Origin of the sequence: Arthrobacter sp. B0490, from assembly GCF_002929355.1 — a bacterium.
Lineage (GTDB): Bacteria > Actinomycetota > Actinomycetes > Actinomycetales > Micrococcaceae > Arthrobacter_D.
In genome coordinates, this window is the sequence record NZ_PJIR01000001.1 from 162342 (window position 1) to 177677 (window position 15336).

The window sequence follows — 15336 nt, forward strand, 5'->3', positions numbered from 1 at the left end:
GTGGTGACGTCGGTGATGTGAGTGGTCACAGTGCCCTGCCTCCCGTGCTTTCGAGTCGACGCGCGGCGCTCCGCCGCGCTGTGGCCTGCTGGGCGGGCGCCGCCGCGGCCAGGGCCGTCTGGTAGGCCTTCTCCGTGTCGGCGGCGATCCGGCTCCATGAGTAGCGGGCCTTGACGCGGCGGTAGCCGTTGCCGCCGAGCTCGGTGGCCCATGCGGGGTCGGACACCATCTCCGCGATGGCCGCCGCGACGGCCCCCGGATCCCGGGGCGGGACGTGGAGGCCGGTCTTGCCGTCCACCACGGTGTCCACCAGTCCCCCGACCGCTGCCGCGATCACGGGGACGCCGCACGCCATCGCCTCGAGCGGCACGATGCCGAACGGTTCGTACCACGGCGCGCAGACCACGGCATCGGCGCTCCGCAGGACCGCGGGCATCTCGGCGCGGGACACCTGGCCCCGCAGCACCACGCGGTCGCCGACGCCCAGCTCGGCCGCCAGCGTCCGGAGCCGCTGGGCTTCGGGGTCGTCCTCGAGGGCCGAGGTGCCGGAGCCGCCCACGATGACGAGTTCGACGTCGTCCCGTCCCAGGGCGGCGAGGTCGCGCATCGCCCGGATGGCGATGTCCATCCCTTTGCGCGGTACGAGCCTGCCCACGCTGACGATCCGGTGGGCACGCCCGCGCTCCTCGACCGGTCCCCTCGGGGAGAACAGCTCGAGGTCGACGCCGCAGGGGGCGATCGACACGCGGCTGCCGGGCACGCCCATGGCCTTCAGCTCGAACACCTCGTCGGAGCAGGTCGCGACGATGCGGTCGGCGCTGCGGCCCACCATCGCCTCCAGCATGAGCCGCTCGGACGGGCTGGTGTCCTCCACCCCCTGGTGGCGGCGCTTGACCGTGCCGAGCGCGTGGAAGGTCTGCACGACCTGCACGGGGCGGCCGGCGCTGCGCGACTGGCGGGCGGCGTCGAGCGCGGCGAGGCCCGACATCCAGAAGTGGCCGTGAACGATGTCCGGCGCGTCCTCGCCCCAGTCCTCGACGATGCCCTCGGCCAGCTCGCCCATGTAGGGCAGCAGCATGTCCTTGGGGACGGTGCCGACCGGTCCGGCGGTGACGTGCACGACCTCCAGCCGGGGGTGGGTGCGGACCCGGTCGGGCAGCGCGGCGTCGTCGCGGCGGGTGTACACCGTGACGTCGTGCCCGCGGCGGGCGAGTGCGAGGGACAGTTCGGCCACGTGGACGTTCTGTCCGCCCGCGTCGACGCCCCCCAGTGCCGCGAGGGGGCTGGCGTGCTCGGACACCATCGATATCCTCACTGCGCTTTCCTTTCTGTTGCCGCCAGGACCCGGTGCCGCACGGGCGCGCCCTCCAGGACGTCGTCCCAGTCGGCGAGGAACCGGGCGAGCCCGTACCGTGCGAGGGCCGCTTCCCGTGCGACGAGCCCTCGGGCCCGGGCCTCGTCCGGGTCGTCGATGAGGCGTGCCGCCATCCGCACGAGGTCGTCGATGCTCGTCGAGATCGCACCGGCCTCCGGCGGGACCGCACGCGCGGCCTCCGTCGTGGCGAGCGCCAGCACGGGGAGTCCCACGTGCATCGCCTCCAGGAGCGAGAGCCCGAGCGAGGTCCATCGCAGCGGGTGCACGTAGGCCCGTGAGCGCCCCAGTCGGGCGTGCAGTTCCGCCATGGGGAGGTCCCCACCGATCCGCAGCTCCCCGGGGGCGAGGTCCAGTGCGTCGGCGAGCCGGTCCGTGCCCATGCCGAAGACCTCGAGGGGTGCGACGCCGGCGAACCGCGGGAGCAGGTCCGTGCCGGTGATGCGTCCGCGACGCACCGGTTCGTTGATGACGGCGGCCAGCTGCTCGAGCTCCCCCGTGTAGAGATAGCCCGGGTCGACGATGCCGTGCTCGATCACCGTGGTCCTCGCGATGCCGCTGTCCCAGAAGAGGTCGTTGAAGTAGGTCACGTGCACCACGGGGATGTCCGTCTGCTCCGCCAGGGGATGCACCGTGCCGACGATGTCGCGGCGCGGTGTGTTGTGCTCGAGGAAGACGGCCGGCAGGTCCCGCCCGGGCGTGCGGCCCAGCAGCCGCTCGCACTCCGCGATCTCCTCCATGCGCTGCAGGACGACGACGTCGATGCCGGCGTCCGCGAGGTCCGAGGGCGCCACCTCGACGACGGAGGCGGGCCAGTCGCGGCCCGCCCGTCCGAGTCCCCAGGGACCGCCGTCGGGCGTGGTGGGCAGCACGTAGGTGTGGCTCCCCCGCACGAAGGCGTCGGTCCACCCGCCGTGGACATGCCATAACAGGATCCTCATCGGTTTCCCCTCGTTGTTCTGCGGCCGTCGGTGCGGCCGATGCTACGGCGCGAGCCGAGTGACGATACTCCGGAACCGAGCCGGAGGACGGCATCGACGACGTCCTCGGGGGACACGGTGGACAGGCAGGGGTGGCCCTGCACGGGGCAGATGCGGGCCCGGCTGAGGGCGCAGGCGGCGTCCTGGTCACCGAGCAGTTCGACGGGGATCCGGTAGGGCGCCCAGCGGATCGCGGGCACCACGGGCGAGAACAGGCAGACCACGGGCGTGCCGACGGCGGCCGCGAGGTGAGCGGGCCCCGTGTTCCCCGTGATCACCACCGAGGCCCCGGCGAGGACGGAGCCCAGCGCGGCGAGGTCCGTCCGGCCCCCGAGGTCGAGTGCCTCGGGTCCGGCGACGGTGGAGGTCAGGTCGGTCTCGCCGGGCCCGCCGGTGACGACGACGCGGAAGCCGGCCGCGGTGAGGAGCTCGACGGCGGCCGCGTGGTGAAGCGGCGGCCAGGCCCGGGCGGGTACCGACGCGCCCGGATGCACGACGACGTAGGGACCCTTGCCCACGAGCTCGGAGGCGTCGGTGAGGCCCGTGACCTGGAGCCGGCCGTCGTCGCCGGGCGGCAGCGCGTAGCCCGCGGCCTCGGCGATGCCGAGTGCGCGTTCCGCCTCGGGCTGGTCCTCCGGGAAGTCCTCCCCCGGCTTGAGCCGGACGTCGAGGAGGGACCCCGCGTAGTCCACGGAGGCGCCCGCGATCCGCCGGACCCCGGCGAGCCGGAGCAGGAGGGCGAGGGGCAGCGGCGACTGGTGGAAGGAGGTCAGCAGGACCGCCTCGTCGACGCCGAGGCCCACGACGGCGTCGTGCAGTTCGGCGATCAGGTCCGGCGTGGGTTCGGGTGCCGGGTCGACGATCCAGGGCGCGGACCACGTGACGACGTCGACGACGCCGGGCAGGAGGCGGGCCGCGGCGGCGCCCTGCGGCCCGCAGAGCATGACGACGTCGTTCGGCGAGTCGCCGTGGTCCCCGGCGGCGACGGCGCGGACGGCGGGTCCGGCGAGCAGGACGTCGCCGGCGCTGTCGAGGCGGGCGACGAGGACGCGCCGCCTCACGGGGTGTCCGCCCACAGGGCCTCGACGGCCTCGGCGAGGTCGCGTGCGACGGCGGGGGCGTCCCGGATCTCCTCGTCGAGCGTGATGTCGGTCGGCACGAGGACGCCACGGGCACCGGCGGCCGCGGCAGCGCCCATGTCGGCCCCGATGTCGCCGATCACGGCGACGTCGGTCGGGTCGAGGCCCAGCCGCGCACTCGCGGCGAGGACCATGCCGGGCCCGGGCTTGCGGCACGAGCAGCCGTCGTCCGTCCCGTGCGGGCAGACCTCCCAGACCGCGAACGGACCGAGCAGGTCCTCCACGCGGGCGTTGACGGCGTCGACCTGCTCCCGCGTCACGTAGCCCCGCGCGATGCCCGACTGGTTGGTGACCACGCCCACCGGGATACCGCGCGAGCGCAGGCCGTCGAGGACCTCGCGGGCGCCCGGCACGGGCTGCACGAGCGAGGGGTCGCCGTTGTACGGGACGTCCACGACGATGGTCCCGTCGCGGTCGAACAGGACGGCCCGGGGCGCCGTCCGCGGGAGTTCGGCCGAAGTATGCATACAGGCTTAGTTCCCGAGAAGAAGCAGTACTAAACACTTCGCACCGAACTTCTTCTCCGCCTGCCCGTCCCGCGGCGGCCGCGGGGTGGCCCCGCAACCTCTGGCAGGATGATCCGCATGACTTCCCAGGGCACCACCACCGCGGGCACCCGGTCCGCCCCCGGCTCCGCGCCGATCCCCGCCTCCACCCCCGCACCGGACGGACGTCCGGAGATCCTGGCCCTCCGCGCCCTGAAGCTCGGCGACCTGCTCGTCGCCGTGCCTGCCCTCAAGGGACTGCGCCGGGCCTTCCCGGAACATCGCATCCTCTACGCGGCGCAGGAATGGCTGCGGCCGGTCGTCGGACTCACCGATGCCATCGACGATCTGCTGCCGACGCACGGGCTGGACGATCCGCTGCCCATCGAGCACGGACGGATCGACCTCGCCGTGAACCTGCACGGCAGCGGTGGCGAGAGCAGGGCGCGCCTGCAGGAGATCGGCGCGAAGCGGCGCATGGGGCACCGCTCCCCCGGCTGGGACGGCCCCGAGTGGCGCGACGGCATCCTCGAACGCGAGCGCTGGGCGTCGCTCGTCTCCTGGCACGGCATCCCCGCCGATCCGCTCGACTGCCGCCTGCGGGTGCCGGACGGAGGGAGCCCGGCACCGGACGCCGTCGTCGTCCACGTGGGAGCCGCGTACGGCAGCCGCCTCTGGCCGGTGGAACGGTTCGCTGAGGTGGCGCGCACCCTCGCCGCGGCCGGTCACCGGGTCCTGTTCACGGGCAGCGCCAAGGAGCGGCCGCGGGCGCTCGCCGTCGCCGACGCCGCCGGGCTGCCCGAGGAGACCGTGGCGGCGGGTCACCTGCCCCTGGACCGCTTCGCCGCCCTGATCGCCGGCGCCTCGCTCGTCGTCTCGGCCGACACGGGGGCCGCGCACCTGGCATCGGCCTACGCGCGGCCGTCCGTGGTGCTCTTCGGCCCGGCGCCGCCGTCCGAATGGGGTCCGCCGCCCGGTCCGCACACAGTGCTCACCGACGCATCGCTCCGCGTCGGCGAGACGTTCTCGCCCACCCCCGATCCGGCCCTCATGGCCGTGACCGTCGAGCAGGTGCTGGCGGCCGCCGCCGACCACGGCATCTCGTAGCGCGGCTCCGGGAGCGGCTCCGCGGGCGGCCCCTGGTGCGGGCGGCTCCGACGGCCTCAGGCGATGCTGGGCCGCGCGGTGCGCCTGCCGGGCTCGGCCGGTGCGCCGAGGAGTCGCTTCTGCAGCTTCACGAGGATGCGCGCGAGCGTCCTCGAGACCTGCATCTGCGACATCCCGAGCTCGTCGCCGATGCACTGCTGGGTCTGCTCCATGAAGTACCGGCGGTAGAGCAGCTCCTTCTCGCCGGCGTCGAGCTCGTTGACGGCACCGCGCAGCGAGATCATGTCGTCGCTGCGCTCCATCCCGGTGGAGTCGGCCGCGAGCGTGTCGGCCCAGCTGCGCCCCTCGAAGGGTGCGTCGAGCGAATCGGGCCGCAGGCTCGACGACGACGCCTGCGCTTCGAGGATCTTGCCCTCCGGCCAGCCGAGTTCCAGTCCCAGCTCGCGCGCCGTCGCCTCGCGGCCGAGCCGCTGCGCCATGGCGGGAGCCGCACGGGCTATCTCGGTCCTGAGATCCTGGACGTCGCGGGGCGGGCGTACGACCCAGCACGAATCCCTGAGGTAGCGCTTGATCTCACCGGTGATGGTCGGCACCGCGAAGGAGGCGAACGGGACGCCGCGCCCCGGGTTGAAGCGCTGCACCGCCTTGATGAGACCGAGATACGCGACCTGCCGGATGTCCGGGGCCTCGGGCCCCGACGACGCGAAGGAGCGGGCCACCGACTCGGCGATGTCCATGTGTCGCAGGGCGATGTCGTCCTGCAGCGCCGCCTTCAGGGGACGCTCCGAATAGGCCCGGTCCGCCCCGGACCCGTCGGCCGCGAACCGGTCGGCCGCGGCCTCGACGACGGGCTCGACGACGGCGGCTGCGGCAGCGCACGCGGCAGGAGTGCCCGAGGGCGTTGCGGGATCGGCGATACGGGGCATGCTGTTCTCCGTCGGGCGTAGGGCACTCACGCTTCCCAACAAAACATCAGCGTGCTTAGTACGCAACCCCCGTCTCGCACAGCGGCCGTTTCCCCAGGGGGCCTTCCCTTTTGTGGGTCGCACGGGTAGGGAGTCCGGGGCGGCCACCAGGGGCGACGACGAAAAAGCCCCCTGCCGGACGGCAGAGGGCTGGACGGACGCTGCCCCGGGGGGCGGCCTCAGTTCAGGAGGGTTGCGGCGGGCCCCGAAGCGCCCGGACCTTCGAGCGCCACGCCCTCCTGCGGGGCGGCACCGGCGGTCCAGTTCCAGCGCGGTGCGCCCAGTTCCTTGATGACCCTCTGCAGATGGCCGCGCAGCTCCTCGGACACGAGCCCGCCGCCGGCCACGAGGGTCCGCTCTATGTCCTCGGCCGTGTCGAGGACCCGGCGTCCGGCCGGCGAGATGGACACGGTGTGCGAACGCCGGTCGAGGTCGTTCCGCACTCGCGTCACGTGTCCCCTGGTCTCGAGCCGCGAGAGGGTCTTCCCCATCGTCTGCGCCTGGACGCGGACGATCTGGGCCAGGCTGGCCTGCGTCATGGCCCCCTGGTCGGCGAGGACGCCCAGGGCGATCACGCCCGCGTGGGTGACCCCGATGTCGACGAGCCGTTCGTTCCAGGCGTGCTCGACGAGACGCGCCGCCGTGGTCAGCAGTCGACCCGTGGGCCATTGCTCCAGATCGGGCATATAACCGTGCACTTCCTCTCGCTCGCAGACCCGGCGGTCACCTCCAGCGCCGGATCCTCCCCCTATGATAGCTAGGCCTGCTGGTCGATTCCTCCCGGTCCGTCCGGAGATCCCGCCAGGAGGCGGGTCCGCCGCTCCCGTGCCGTCCCCGGATCCCACCACCCCGCCGAACCCCCAGGAGTATCCATGACGCAACGACTCGCCCCCGGTGACAGTGCCCCCGACTTCACACTTCCGGATGCCGAGGGCAACGAGGTCGTCCTCTCGTCGTTCAGGGGCGGGGGCGTCGTCGTGTACTTCTACCCGGCGGCCGCCACGCCCGGATGCACCACCGAGGCCTGCGATTTCCGGGACAACCTGGCCTCGCTCGGGGGCGCCGGGTACCGGGTGCTGGGCATCTCCCCGGACCCCGTCGGGAAGCTCGCCTCGTTCACCGAGCAGGAGTCCCTGACCTTCCCCCTGCTGTCCGACGAGGATCACGCCGTCGCCGAGGCCTACGGCGCCTGGGGCGAGAAGAAGAACTACGGCAGGACCTACGAGGGGCTCATCCGTTCCACGGTGGTCGTCGACGGCGACGGCAGGGTCGCCGTCGCGCAGTACAACGTGCGGGCGACGGGCCACGTCGCGAAGCTGCGGCGCGACCTCGGGATCGACGGGTAGGGCCCCGCGACCGCCCGTCGGGGCCCCGGGCCGATCCCCGCGGTGGCGATAGAGTAGGTCGGTCAGCATGGTCCTCCCCGAGGAGGACCTGCGAGCGCGAGTGGCGGAATTGGCAGACGCGCTGGATTTAGGTTCCAGTGTCTTCGGACGTAGGGGTTCAAGTCCCCTCTTGCGCACGATCGAGACAGCAGCACCGGCCTCCGGGCCGGTGAAGCCCCGCCGGGCGCCCGACCCGGCGGGGCTTCTTCGTGCCGGGGCGCGTCAGCGCAGCCGCCCGTCGCCGCAGCTGGGACAGGGCGCCCGGAGGTTCCCGGAACGGGCCCGGCGACGGCGTGGGAGACGTCCTTCCAAGTTCGCACCCATCCACTCCCGGCGGGCGTCCGAAGTACCTCCGAGACATCGACACGATGTGTTTCACCGACAATCTCAGACCACCGGCGCTCCTCCAGGGCGCCCTGTACGGAGGACATCCCATGGAAACCACCAAGCGCAGGAACTTCTCCATCCTCGGCATCGCAGCCGTCTCGATGCTCGGCCTTGCCGCCTGTGGCGGTACCGACGCGTCCGAAACCACCTCTGGCAGTATGGCCAGCGAGAGCAGCACGGCCGGCCCGGCCAGCGAGTCGGCCTCGCCCGAGGCGAGCATGAGCCCCTCGGCCTCCGCCGACGCCGCCGCCATGGACCCCGCAGCGAACCTCGTGGGCCCCGGCTGCGCCGGATACGCCGAGACCGTTCCCGACGGCGCCGGTTCGGTGGCCGGCATGGCCCTCGATCCCGTGGCCACCGCCGCCTCGAACAACCCCATCCTCACCCAGCTGACGGCCGCCGTCTCCGGCGGGATCAACCCGGACGTCGATCTCGTCGACACCCTCAACGGCGGCGAGTTCACCGTCTTCGCACCGGTCGACGACGCCTTCAAGGCACTGCCCGCCGAGACCGTCGAGGGCCTGAAGACCGACACCGAGGGCCTCACCAGCATCCTCACCTACCACGTCGTGCCGGGCAAGATCCAGCCCGCCGAGCTCGAGGGCACCACCCAGACCACGGTCCAGGGCGCGACGCTCGAGGTCACCGGTTCGGGCCAGGAGCTCAAGGTCAACGACGCCAATGTCGTCTGCGGCGGCGTCCAGACCGCCAACGCCGTCGTGTACCTGGTCGACGGAGTCCTCACGCCTCCCGCAGGCTAGGGACCGCTGCGTCCCCGGTCCACACCTCTGACGTGGTCCGGGGCACTGGAAGGACCCCCTCCTCGAGGGGGTCCTTTCGTTCGTCCGCCCCTGCCGCGTTGCTGGGCGGCGCGGACAGGACCATCACCTAGACTGAGGGCTCACGAACCCGGACCGCGTCGGACCGGGATCCACTGCCCTTCGGAGATCCTGACTGTGAAGACCCCTGCCGCGCGCCGCCTCCTCTCCGGACGCGTCGAGCGCGGCGCGCTCCCGCTGGCGGCGATCCTCGTCGCGGCGGTGTCCCTGGTCTCCTGCACGGCGGGCGAGGTCACCCCGCCGCAGCCCTCCGCTACCGTGGCGACGACCACCGCCGACGCGTCGACCTTCACGTTCGGCACCGCGGCGGACCCGCGGACCCTCGACCCGGCACTGGCCAACGACACCGAGTCCTACCGCGTGACCCAGCAGATGATGGAGGGGCTGGTCGGCGTCGACCCCCTGACCTCCGAGCCGACGCCGCTGCTGGCCGAGTCGTGGGAGGAACAGGACGACGGCCGCGCCTACGAGTTCACGCTCCGGGACGACGTCGTCTTCCACGACGGCCGGCCCCTCGATGCGGAAGCGGTGTGCGCCAACTTCGACCGCTGGTACAACCTGCCCGCGGACACCCGCGCCGGCTCCTCCCGGCTGCCCTTCGAGAACGTGTTCAAGGCGTTCTCCGACCGACCCGACACCACCCTGTACGAGGGCTGCACCGCGTCGAGCGAGTACACCGTGGACCTGCAGCTCCGCGGCAGGATCACGGGACTCATCCCGGCACTCGCCGCCCCGGCCTTCGCCATCTCCTCGCCGGCGGCGCTCAGGTCCGGAGCGGCGGACGACCTCGGGCAGTCCCGCGACGGTGCGCCCATCTCCCGCTACGGCCTGGCGCCGGTGGGCACGGGACCCTTCCGCCTCGTCTCCTGGACGCCGGGTGCCGTGGACCTCAGCGCGTTCACCGGGTACTGGGGCGAGCGCGGCGAGGTCGAGGAGGTGGTCTTCACCACCATCCCGAACCCCGACTCCCGTGCTCGGGCCCTCACCTCCGGGCGCATCGACGGCTACGACTTCGTGAGCGTCGACAGCGCCGTCGACCTCGCCCGCAACGGGCTGCAGTTCCTGCAGCGCGACCCGTACTCCGTCCTGTACCTCGGCATGAACCAGTCCTTCCCCGGGGTCGACGACACCCTCTTCCGCCGGGCCGTCGCGCACGCCGTGGACAAGGACGCCCTGATCGAGGGCCGCTTCCTCAACGGCACCAAGCCGGCACGCCAGTTCATCCCGGAGAAGCTCGGGGTGGGCAACGACACGGTGAACGACTACGGGTACGACCTCGACCTCGCCCGGGAGCTGCTGGAGGACTCCGGGTACGACGGGCGCGAGCTCCCCTTCTACTACCCGCGCAACGTCTCCCGCGCCTACCTCCCCTCGCCCGAGAAGGCCTATGCCGAGCTCAGCCGGCAGCTGACCGAGGCCGGGTTCAACATCGAGCCCGTACCCGTCGACTGGAGCGACGGCTACGTGGCGGCGGTGCAGGAGCCCGGCGAGCGGGCGTTCCACCTCCTCGGCTGGAGCGGGAGCTACGAGGATCCGGACAACTTCGTCGGCGCGCTCTTCGGGAGCCGCACCGACGAGTTCGGCTACGACGACCCGCAGCTCTTCAGCAAGATCAACCGGGCCCGCGGGCTGCCGGACGGCGAGGACAGGACGGAGGCCTACGCGAGCATCAGCTCGCAGATCGCGGACCGGATCCCGGCCGTACCCCTGGCCTTCCCCATCTCCGCCCTGGCGATGAGCGCCCGCGTGACGTCCTACCCCGTCAGCCCGGTGATGCGTGAGGTGTTCAACCGGATCGACCTGGCGGACGTCGAGCCCCTCCCCGAACCGTCGGCGACGCCGGAGTGAGGCACCGGACCCGGGGCCCGGACCGGGGGACGGGGCGTGCCGGTCCGCGCGCTCCGCTGATTTAGGGAGTGTCACTGCCAGCGGCTAGGCTTTCCCTGCTACGACCTCGCGACTGGAGACAACGTTGACCACTAACAATCTGGGCACCCCCGCCAGGACCACCGATGTCGTGCTGATCGGCGGTGGGATCATGAGCGCCACGCTCGGCGCGTTCCTCCGGCAGCTCCAGCCCGAGTGGGAGATCTCCCTCTTCGAGAGGCTCGACGTCGCGGGCCTCGAGAGCTCCGATCCCTGGAACAACGCCGGTACCGGCCATTCGGCCCTCTGCGAGCTGAACTATTCGCCCGCCGGCAAGGACGGCTTGGTGGACCCGGCCAAGGCCGTCGCAATCAACGAGCAGTTCCAGGTGTCACGCCAGTTCTGGACGCACATGGTGTCCGAGAAGCACATCGGCGATCCCCGTAGCTTCATCAACCCCGTCCCGCACATGAGTTTCGTGTGGGGACAGGCGAATGCGCAGTACCTGCGCAGGCGCTACGAGGCCCTCAGCGCGCAGCCGCTGTTCGAGACCATGGAACACAGCGAGGACCACGGCACGATCGCCGGCTGGACCCCGCTCGTCATGAAGGGCCGCAACCCCTCGCAGCCCGTCGCGGCATCCCGGGTCGAGGGTGGCACCGACGTCGACTTCGGTGCCCTCACCCGCCAGCTCACCGGCTACCTCGAGGGCACGGGGGTGGACCTCCACTACGGGTTCGACGTGCTCGACGTCGCCCGGGCCACCGACGGCCGCTGGGACGTCAAGGTGAAGAACAGGGCCACCGGCGAGACCAGCACCGTCACCACGCGGTTCGTGTTCATCGGCGCCGGCGGCGGTGCGCTCCACCTGCTGCAGCGCAGCGGCATCCCCGAAGGCAAGGGGTTCGCCGGTTTCCCCGTGTCCGGGCAGTTCCTCCGGTGCACCGACCCGGACGTCGTCGGCCGGCACAACGCCAAGGTCTACGGCCAGGCCTCGGTGGGCGCCCCGCCCATGTCCGTGCCGCACCTCGACACGCGCTTCGTCAAGGGCGAGCGTTCCCTGCTCTTCGGCCCCTACGCAGGTTTCTCCACGAAGTTCCTGAAGCGCGGCTCCTACCTGGACCTGCCCTCGTCCATCAGGCCCTCGAACCTCGTGCCGATGCTCGCCGTCGGCAAGGACAACATGTCGCTGACCAAGTACCTCATCACCGAGGTGCTGAAGAACCGGGACGCCAAGAACGAGTCGCTCACCGAGTTCCTCCCGACGGCCGACGGCGGCAGCTGGGAACTGATCTCGGCCGGACAGCGTGTGCAGGTCATCAAGAAGGCACCCAAGAAGGGCGGCGTGCTGCAGTTCGGCACCGAGGTCATCACCTCGGCGGACGGCTCCGTCGGAGCCCTGCTCGGAGCCTCCCCCGGCGCCTCCACCGCCGCCCCGATCATGGTCGAACTGCTCAAGCGGTGCTTCCCGAACAGGATGGCCGACTGGGAGCCGAAGCTGAAGGAGATGCTGCCCGGGTACGGGATCCGGCTCAACGAGAACCCGTCCCTCGCCACCGAGGTGCAGTCCCTCACCGACCGGGTGCTCGCGCTCAAGTAACGACGGCGGTGCCGGACAACCGGGCGCCCGCCAGCATCGAAGGCAGGTTCCTTGTTCCGTCTGGCCCATCTCTCCCTCGGCAACCGTGCGCTCATCGCGCTCATCACCATCCTCGCTTCGGTCTTCGGCGTCATCACCCTCGGGTCCCTCAAGCAGGAACTCATCCCGTCCCTCGAGTTCCCGCAGATCACGGTGCTGTCGAGCATGCCGGGAGCGTCCTCGGAATACCTGGACCAGCAGGTGAGCGAGCCCCTCGAGGCGGCCCTGAGCGGCGTCGAGGGGCTCGAGTCGTCGTCCTCGACCTCACGCTCGGGCGTCTCCACCGTCAGTCTCGTCTTCGTCTACGGCACCGACCTCGACCGGGCCCGGGCGCAGGTGGACCGGGCGATCTCGACGGTGCGCCCGACCCTCCCGGACGACGTCGACCCGCAGGCACTCGCGGGCAGTATCAGCGACCTGCCGATCGTGTTCATGGCCGTCTCCTCGGATCAGTCCCTCAGCGAGCTCAACGGCGACCTGACCCGGCTGACCGTCCCCCGCCTGCAGAAGATCGACGGCGTGCGGACCGCGGACGTCTCCGGCGGGACCACCCAGCACGTCGCGATCCTCCCGCGGGACGGCGCGCTGGAAGACGCCGGGCTGACCGTCGCGGACCTCACCAGCACGCTCGAGGACAACGGCGCGCTGTTCCCCGTCGGGACCCTCGAGGAGGACCCGCGGTCCCTGACCATCCAGGCGGGCAGCCAGATCGGGTCGATCGACGACATCGCGGCACTACCGGTGCTCCCGTCGTCGTCGTCCTCCTCGGCGTCTGCCGCCCCCGTCACGATCGGCGGGGTCGCCGACGTCGGGCTGGCCGACGACGCACCCACCTCCGTCACACGCACCAACGGCGTGGAGACCCTCGCCCTCGCGGTGACCAAGGTGCCGGACGGCGACACCGTCGAGATCTCCCAGCAGATCGTCGAGCTCGTACCCGACCTCGAGGCCGAACTCGGGAACGCCGCCGACATCACGGTGGTGTTCGACCAGGCGCCCTTCATCGAGAGCAGCATCGACGACCTCACCACCGAGGGCATCCTGGGCCTCGGCTTCGCGGTCCTCATCATCCTCGTCTTCCTGCTCTCGGTCCGTTCGACCCTCGTGACCGCCATCTCCATCCCGCTGTCCCTGCTCATCACGTTCATCGGGCTCTACGCGGCGGGCTATTCGCTGAACCTCCTGACCCTCGGCGCGCTGACGATCGCCATCGGGCGCGTGGTGGACGACTCGATCGTCGTGATCGAGAACATCAAACGGCACCTCGGGTACGGGGAGGAGAAGCGCAAGGCCATCCTGACGGCGGTCCGCGAGGTCGCGGGCGCCATCACCGCGTCGACCCTGACCACGGTCGCGGTCTTCGCGCCGATCGGGTTCGTCGGCGGGCTCGCCGGCGAGCTCTTCCGCCCGTTCGCCGTCACGACGGGCATCGCCCTGCTGGCGTCCCTCGCGGTGTCACTGACCATCATCCCGGTGCTGGCCTACTGGTTCCTCCCCCGCACCCCGGCCGCCCGTCGCGCGGCACGCCATGCGACGGCGACGCCGGAGGACGGCGCCGGCGAAGCGCCGGCCCCCGACCGGCCGTCACTCCTGCAGCGCGGCTACCTGCCGATCCTGACCGGGACCCAGCGGCATCCCGTGCTCACGCTCGTCAGCGGGCTGATCGTGCTGGGGGCGACGGCGGCGATGGTCCCGTTCCTCCCGACGAACCTCCTCGGCGGGTCGGGCCAGAACAGCTTCTCCCTCACGCAGACCCTCACGCCCGGTTCCAGCCTCGCGACGACCGCCGAGGCAGCGGGCCGCACCGAGGACATCCTGGCCGACAACCCGGAGGTCAGGGACGTCCAGCTCACCGTCGGCAACGCGGAGGGCGGGTTCGCCGCCCGGTTCTCGGGCGGAGCCTCCGTGGCGACCTTCACCGTCACCACCGACGAGGAGGCCGACCAGGAGGCCCTCCAGGAGTCGGTCCGCCGTGACCTCGACGGCCTGCAGGACGCCGGCACCTTCTCGCTGTCCAGCCAGCAGGGCGGCTTCGGCACCTCCAGCACCATCGACGTCGACATCACCGCCCCCGTGGCGGAGGACCTCGAGGTCGCGAACACCGCCGTCCTCGACGGCATGCAGGGCCTCGAGGGCGCAGGCGAGGTCACGAGCAACCTGTCGGCGGCGCAGCCGCAGGTCCAGATCGACGTGGACCGGGCGGCCGCCGTGGAGGCGGGCCTCAGCGAAGGCCAGATCGCGGGCCTGCTCGGCGGGAGCATCAGCCCCGTCCCGGCGGGGTCCGTGCGCTTCGACGCCGACGACTTCCCGGTCCTCATCGGCGAGGGCACACCCGTCACGAGCCTCGATCAGCTCCGCACCCTCAGGATCCCCACGGCGCGGGGTCCCATCCCCCTGACGGACGTCGCCTCCGTCGAGGAGGTGCAGGTGCCGCTCTCGGTCACCAGCACCAACGGCGAGCGGACGGCGCGGATCTCCATCACTCCCTCGGGCGACGACCTCGGCAGTCTGACGACGGCGGTGAACGAGCGGCTCGCCGGCATCGACCTGCCCGCGGGCGCGACGGCAGCGGTCGGAGGAGCCTCGAGCCAGCAGGCCGAGTCCTTCGACCAGTTGTTCCTGGCGCTCTGGGCGGCCGTCGCCATCGTCTACGTCATCATGGTCGCGACGTTCAAGAGTCTCGTGCAGCCGCTGATCCTGCTCGTGTCGATCCCCTTCGCCGCCACGGGCGCCATCGCACTGCTGCTGATCACGCGGATCCCGCTCGGACTGCCCTCCCTCATCGGCATGCTGATGCTCGTGGGCATCGTGGTGACCAATGCGATCGTGCTGATCGACCTCATCAACCAGTACCGCCTGCCGCGCAACGGCACGGCCGGCCTGCCCGTCGCGGAGGCCATCCGCGAGGGCGCCCGCCAGCGCCTCCGGCCGATCCTCATGACGGCCCTCGCCACGATCTTCGCGCTCACGCCGATGGCACTCGGCCTCACGGGCGAGGGCGGTTTCATCTCGCAGCCGCTGGCCGTCGTCGTGATCGGCGGTCTCGTCTCCTCGACGGCCCTGACGCTCGTCCTCGTGCCGGTCCTCTACCGTCTCGTGGAAGGGCGCCGCGAGGAGCGGGCCCGGCGACGCACGGTCGACGCGACCGACTGACACCGTCGGACCCGTGCCG

General features: G+C 71.7%; 12 protein-coding genes and 1 tRNA gene. 7 read left to right on the forward strand and 6 right to left on the reverse strand.

The window, feature by feature from the left end; genetic code table 11:
- Window positions 1-25 precede the first annotated feature (25 nt).
- The 4 genes from CXQ97_RS00790 to CXQ97_RS00805 are packed head-to-tail and all read right to left on the reverse strand — an operon-like array spanning window position 26 to window position 3958.
- On the reverse strand, window positions 26-1315 hold the full coding sequence (locus CXQ97_RS00790) for a glycosyltransferase (protein WP_104178950.1): 1290 nt from the start codon (window positions 1313-1315) through the stop codon (window positions 26-28).
- Window positions 1312-2313 (reverse strand): glycosyltransferase, encoded by a 1002-nt coding sequence (locus CXQ97_RS00795; protein WP_104178951.1) that lies wholly within the window; start codon window positions 2311-2313, stop codon window positions 1312-1314. The genes CXQ97_RS00790 and CXQ97_RS00795 overlap by 4 nt, the downstream gene beginning before the upstream one ends.
- Window positions 2310-3413, reverse strand: coding sequence for a glycosyltransferase family 9 protein (locus CXQ97_RS00800; RefSeq protein WP_104179335.1), 1104 nt, complete (start codon window positions 3411-3413; stop codon window positions 2310-2312). Before CXQ97_RS00800 ends, CXQ97_RS00795 begins: the two co-directional genes overlap by 4 nt.
- The gene (locus tag CXQ97_RS00805; RefSeq protein ID WP_104178952.1) at window positions 3410-3958 is read right to left on the reverse strand and encodes an HAD-IIIA family hydrolase; all 549 of its coding nucleotides are present in this window, start codon (window positions 3956-3958) and stop codon (window positions 3410-3412) included. The genes CXQ97_RS00800 and CXQ97_RS00805 overlap by 4 nt, the downstream gene beginning before the upstream one ends.
- 117 nt (window positions 3959-4075) lie before the next feature.
- On the opposite strand from CXQ97_RS00805, the gene CXQ97_RS00810 reads away from it, so the two are divergent.
- On the forward strand, window positions 4076-5083 hold the full coding sequence (locus tag CXQ97_RS00810) for a glycosyltransferase family 9 protein (protein WP_104178953.1): 1008 nt from the start codon (window positions 4076-4078) through the stop codon (window positions 5081-5083).
- A gap of 56 nt (window positions 5084-5139) precedes the next feature.
- Here CXQ97_RS00810 and CXQ97_RS00815 read toward each other — a convergent pair whose 3' ends face one another.
- Window positions 5140-6009, reverse strand: a complete 870-nt coding sequence (locus CXQ97_RS00815) for a sigma-70 family RNA polymerase sigma factor (protein ID WP_104178954.1) — start codon at window positions 6007-6009, stop codon at window positions 5140-5142.
- 218 nt (window positions 6010-6227) lie between these two features.
- The gene (locus tag CXQ97_RS00820; RefSeq protein WP_104178955.1) at window positions 6228-6734 is read right to left on the reverse strand and encodes a MarR family winged helix-turn-helix transcriptional regulator; all 507 of its coding nucleotides are present in this window, start codon (window positions 6732-6734) and stop codon (window positions 6228-6230) included.
- A 186-nt stretch (window positions 6735-6920) separates the two neighbouring features.
- Here CXQ97_RS00820 and bcp point away from each other — a divergent pair, with 186 nt between their 5' ends.
- The 6 genes from bcp (at window position 6921) to CXQ97_RS00850 (ending at window position 15317) form a co-directional block, all read left to right on the forward strand.
- Window positions 6921-7394: a thioredoxin-dependent thiol peroxidase gene (bcp, locus tag CXQ97_RS00825; protein ID WP_104178956.1), complete on the forward strand. Its 474-nt coding sequence runs from the start codon at window positions 6921-6923 to the stop codon at window positions 7392-7394.
- 94 nt (window positions 7395-7488) lie between these two features.
- Window positions 7489-7570: transfer RNA gene (locus CXQ97_RS00830), tRNA-Leu, on the forward strand.
- A gap of 297 nt (window positions 7571-7867) precedes the next feature.
- Window positions 7868-8581 carry a fasciclin domain-containing protein gene (locus tag CXQ97_RS00835; RefSeq protein ID WP_104178957.1) on the forward strand — a complete coding sequence of 238 codons (714 nt, stop codon included), beginning with the start codon at window positions 7868-7870 and terminating at the stop codon, window positions 8579-8581.
- A gap of 195 nt (window positions 8582-8776) precedes the next feature.
- Complete coding sequence (locus tag CXQ97_RS00840; RefSeq protein WP_258062110.1) at window positions 8777-10507, forward strand: ABC transporter substrate-binding protein; 1731 nt, start codon at window positions 8777-8779, stop codon at window positions 10505-10507.
- A 124-nt stretch (window positions 10508-10631) separates the two neighbouring features.
- Window positions 10632-12125 carry a malate:quinone oxidoreductase gene (locus tag CXQ97_RS00845; RefSeq protein WP_258062111.1) on the forward strand — a complete coding sequence of 498 codons (1494 nt, stop codon included), beginning with the start codon at window positions 10632-10634 and terminating at the stop codon, window positions 12123-12125.
- A 51-nt stretch (window positions 12126-12176) separates the two neighbouring features.
- Window positions 12177-15317 (forward strand): efflux RND transporter permease subunit, encoded by a 3141-nt coding sequence (locus CXQ97_RS00850; RefSeq protein WP_104178958.1) that lies wholly within the window; start codon window positions 12177-12179, stop codon window positions 15315-15317.
- Window positions 15318-15336: the final 19 nt, after the last annotated feature.

Bases quoted from the DNA above. Each gene is read 5' to 3' on its own strand.
- CXQ97_RS00835 (WP_104178957.1), top strand. From the start codon at position 7,868: ATGGAAACCACCAAGCGCAGGAACTTCTCCATCCTCGGCATCGCAGCC.
- CXQ97_RS00820 (WP_104178955.1), bottom strand. From the start codon at position 6,734: ATGCCCGATCTGGAGCAATGGCCCACGGGTCGACTGCTGACCACGGCG.
- CXQ97_RS00805 (WP_104178952.1), bottom strand. From the start codon at position 3,958: ATGCATACTTCGGCCGAACTCCCGCGGACGGCGCCCCGGGCCGTCCTG.
- bcp (WP_104178956.1), top strand. From the start codon at position 6,921: ATGACGCAACGACTCGCCCCCGGTGACAGTGCCCCCGACTTCACACTT.
- CXQ97_RS00795 (WP_104178951.1), bottom strand. From the start codon at position 2,313: ATGAGGATCCTGTTATGGCATGTCCACGGCGGGTGGACCGACGCCTTC.
- CXQ97_RS00815 (WP_104178954.1), bottom strand. From the start codon at position 6,009: ATGCCCCGTATCGCCGATCCCGCAACGCCCTCGGGCACTCCTGCCGCG.
- CXQ97_RS00810 (WP_104178953.1), top strand. From the start codon at position 4,076: ATGACTTCCCAGGGCACCACCACCGCGGGCACCCGGTCCGCCCCCGGC.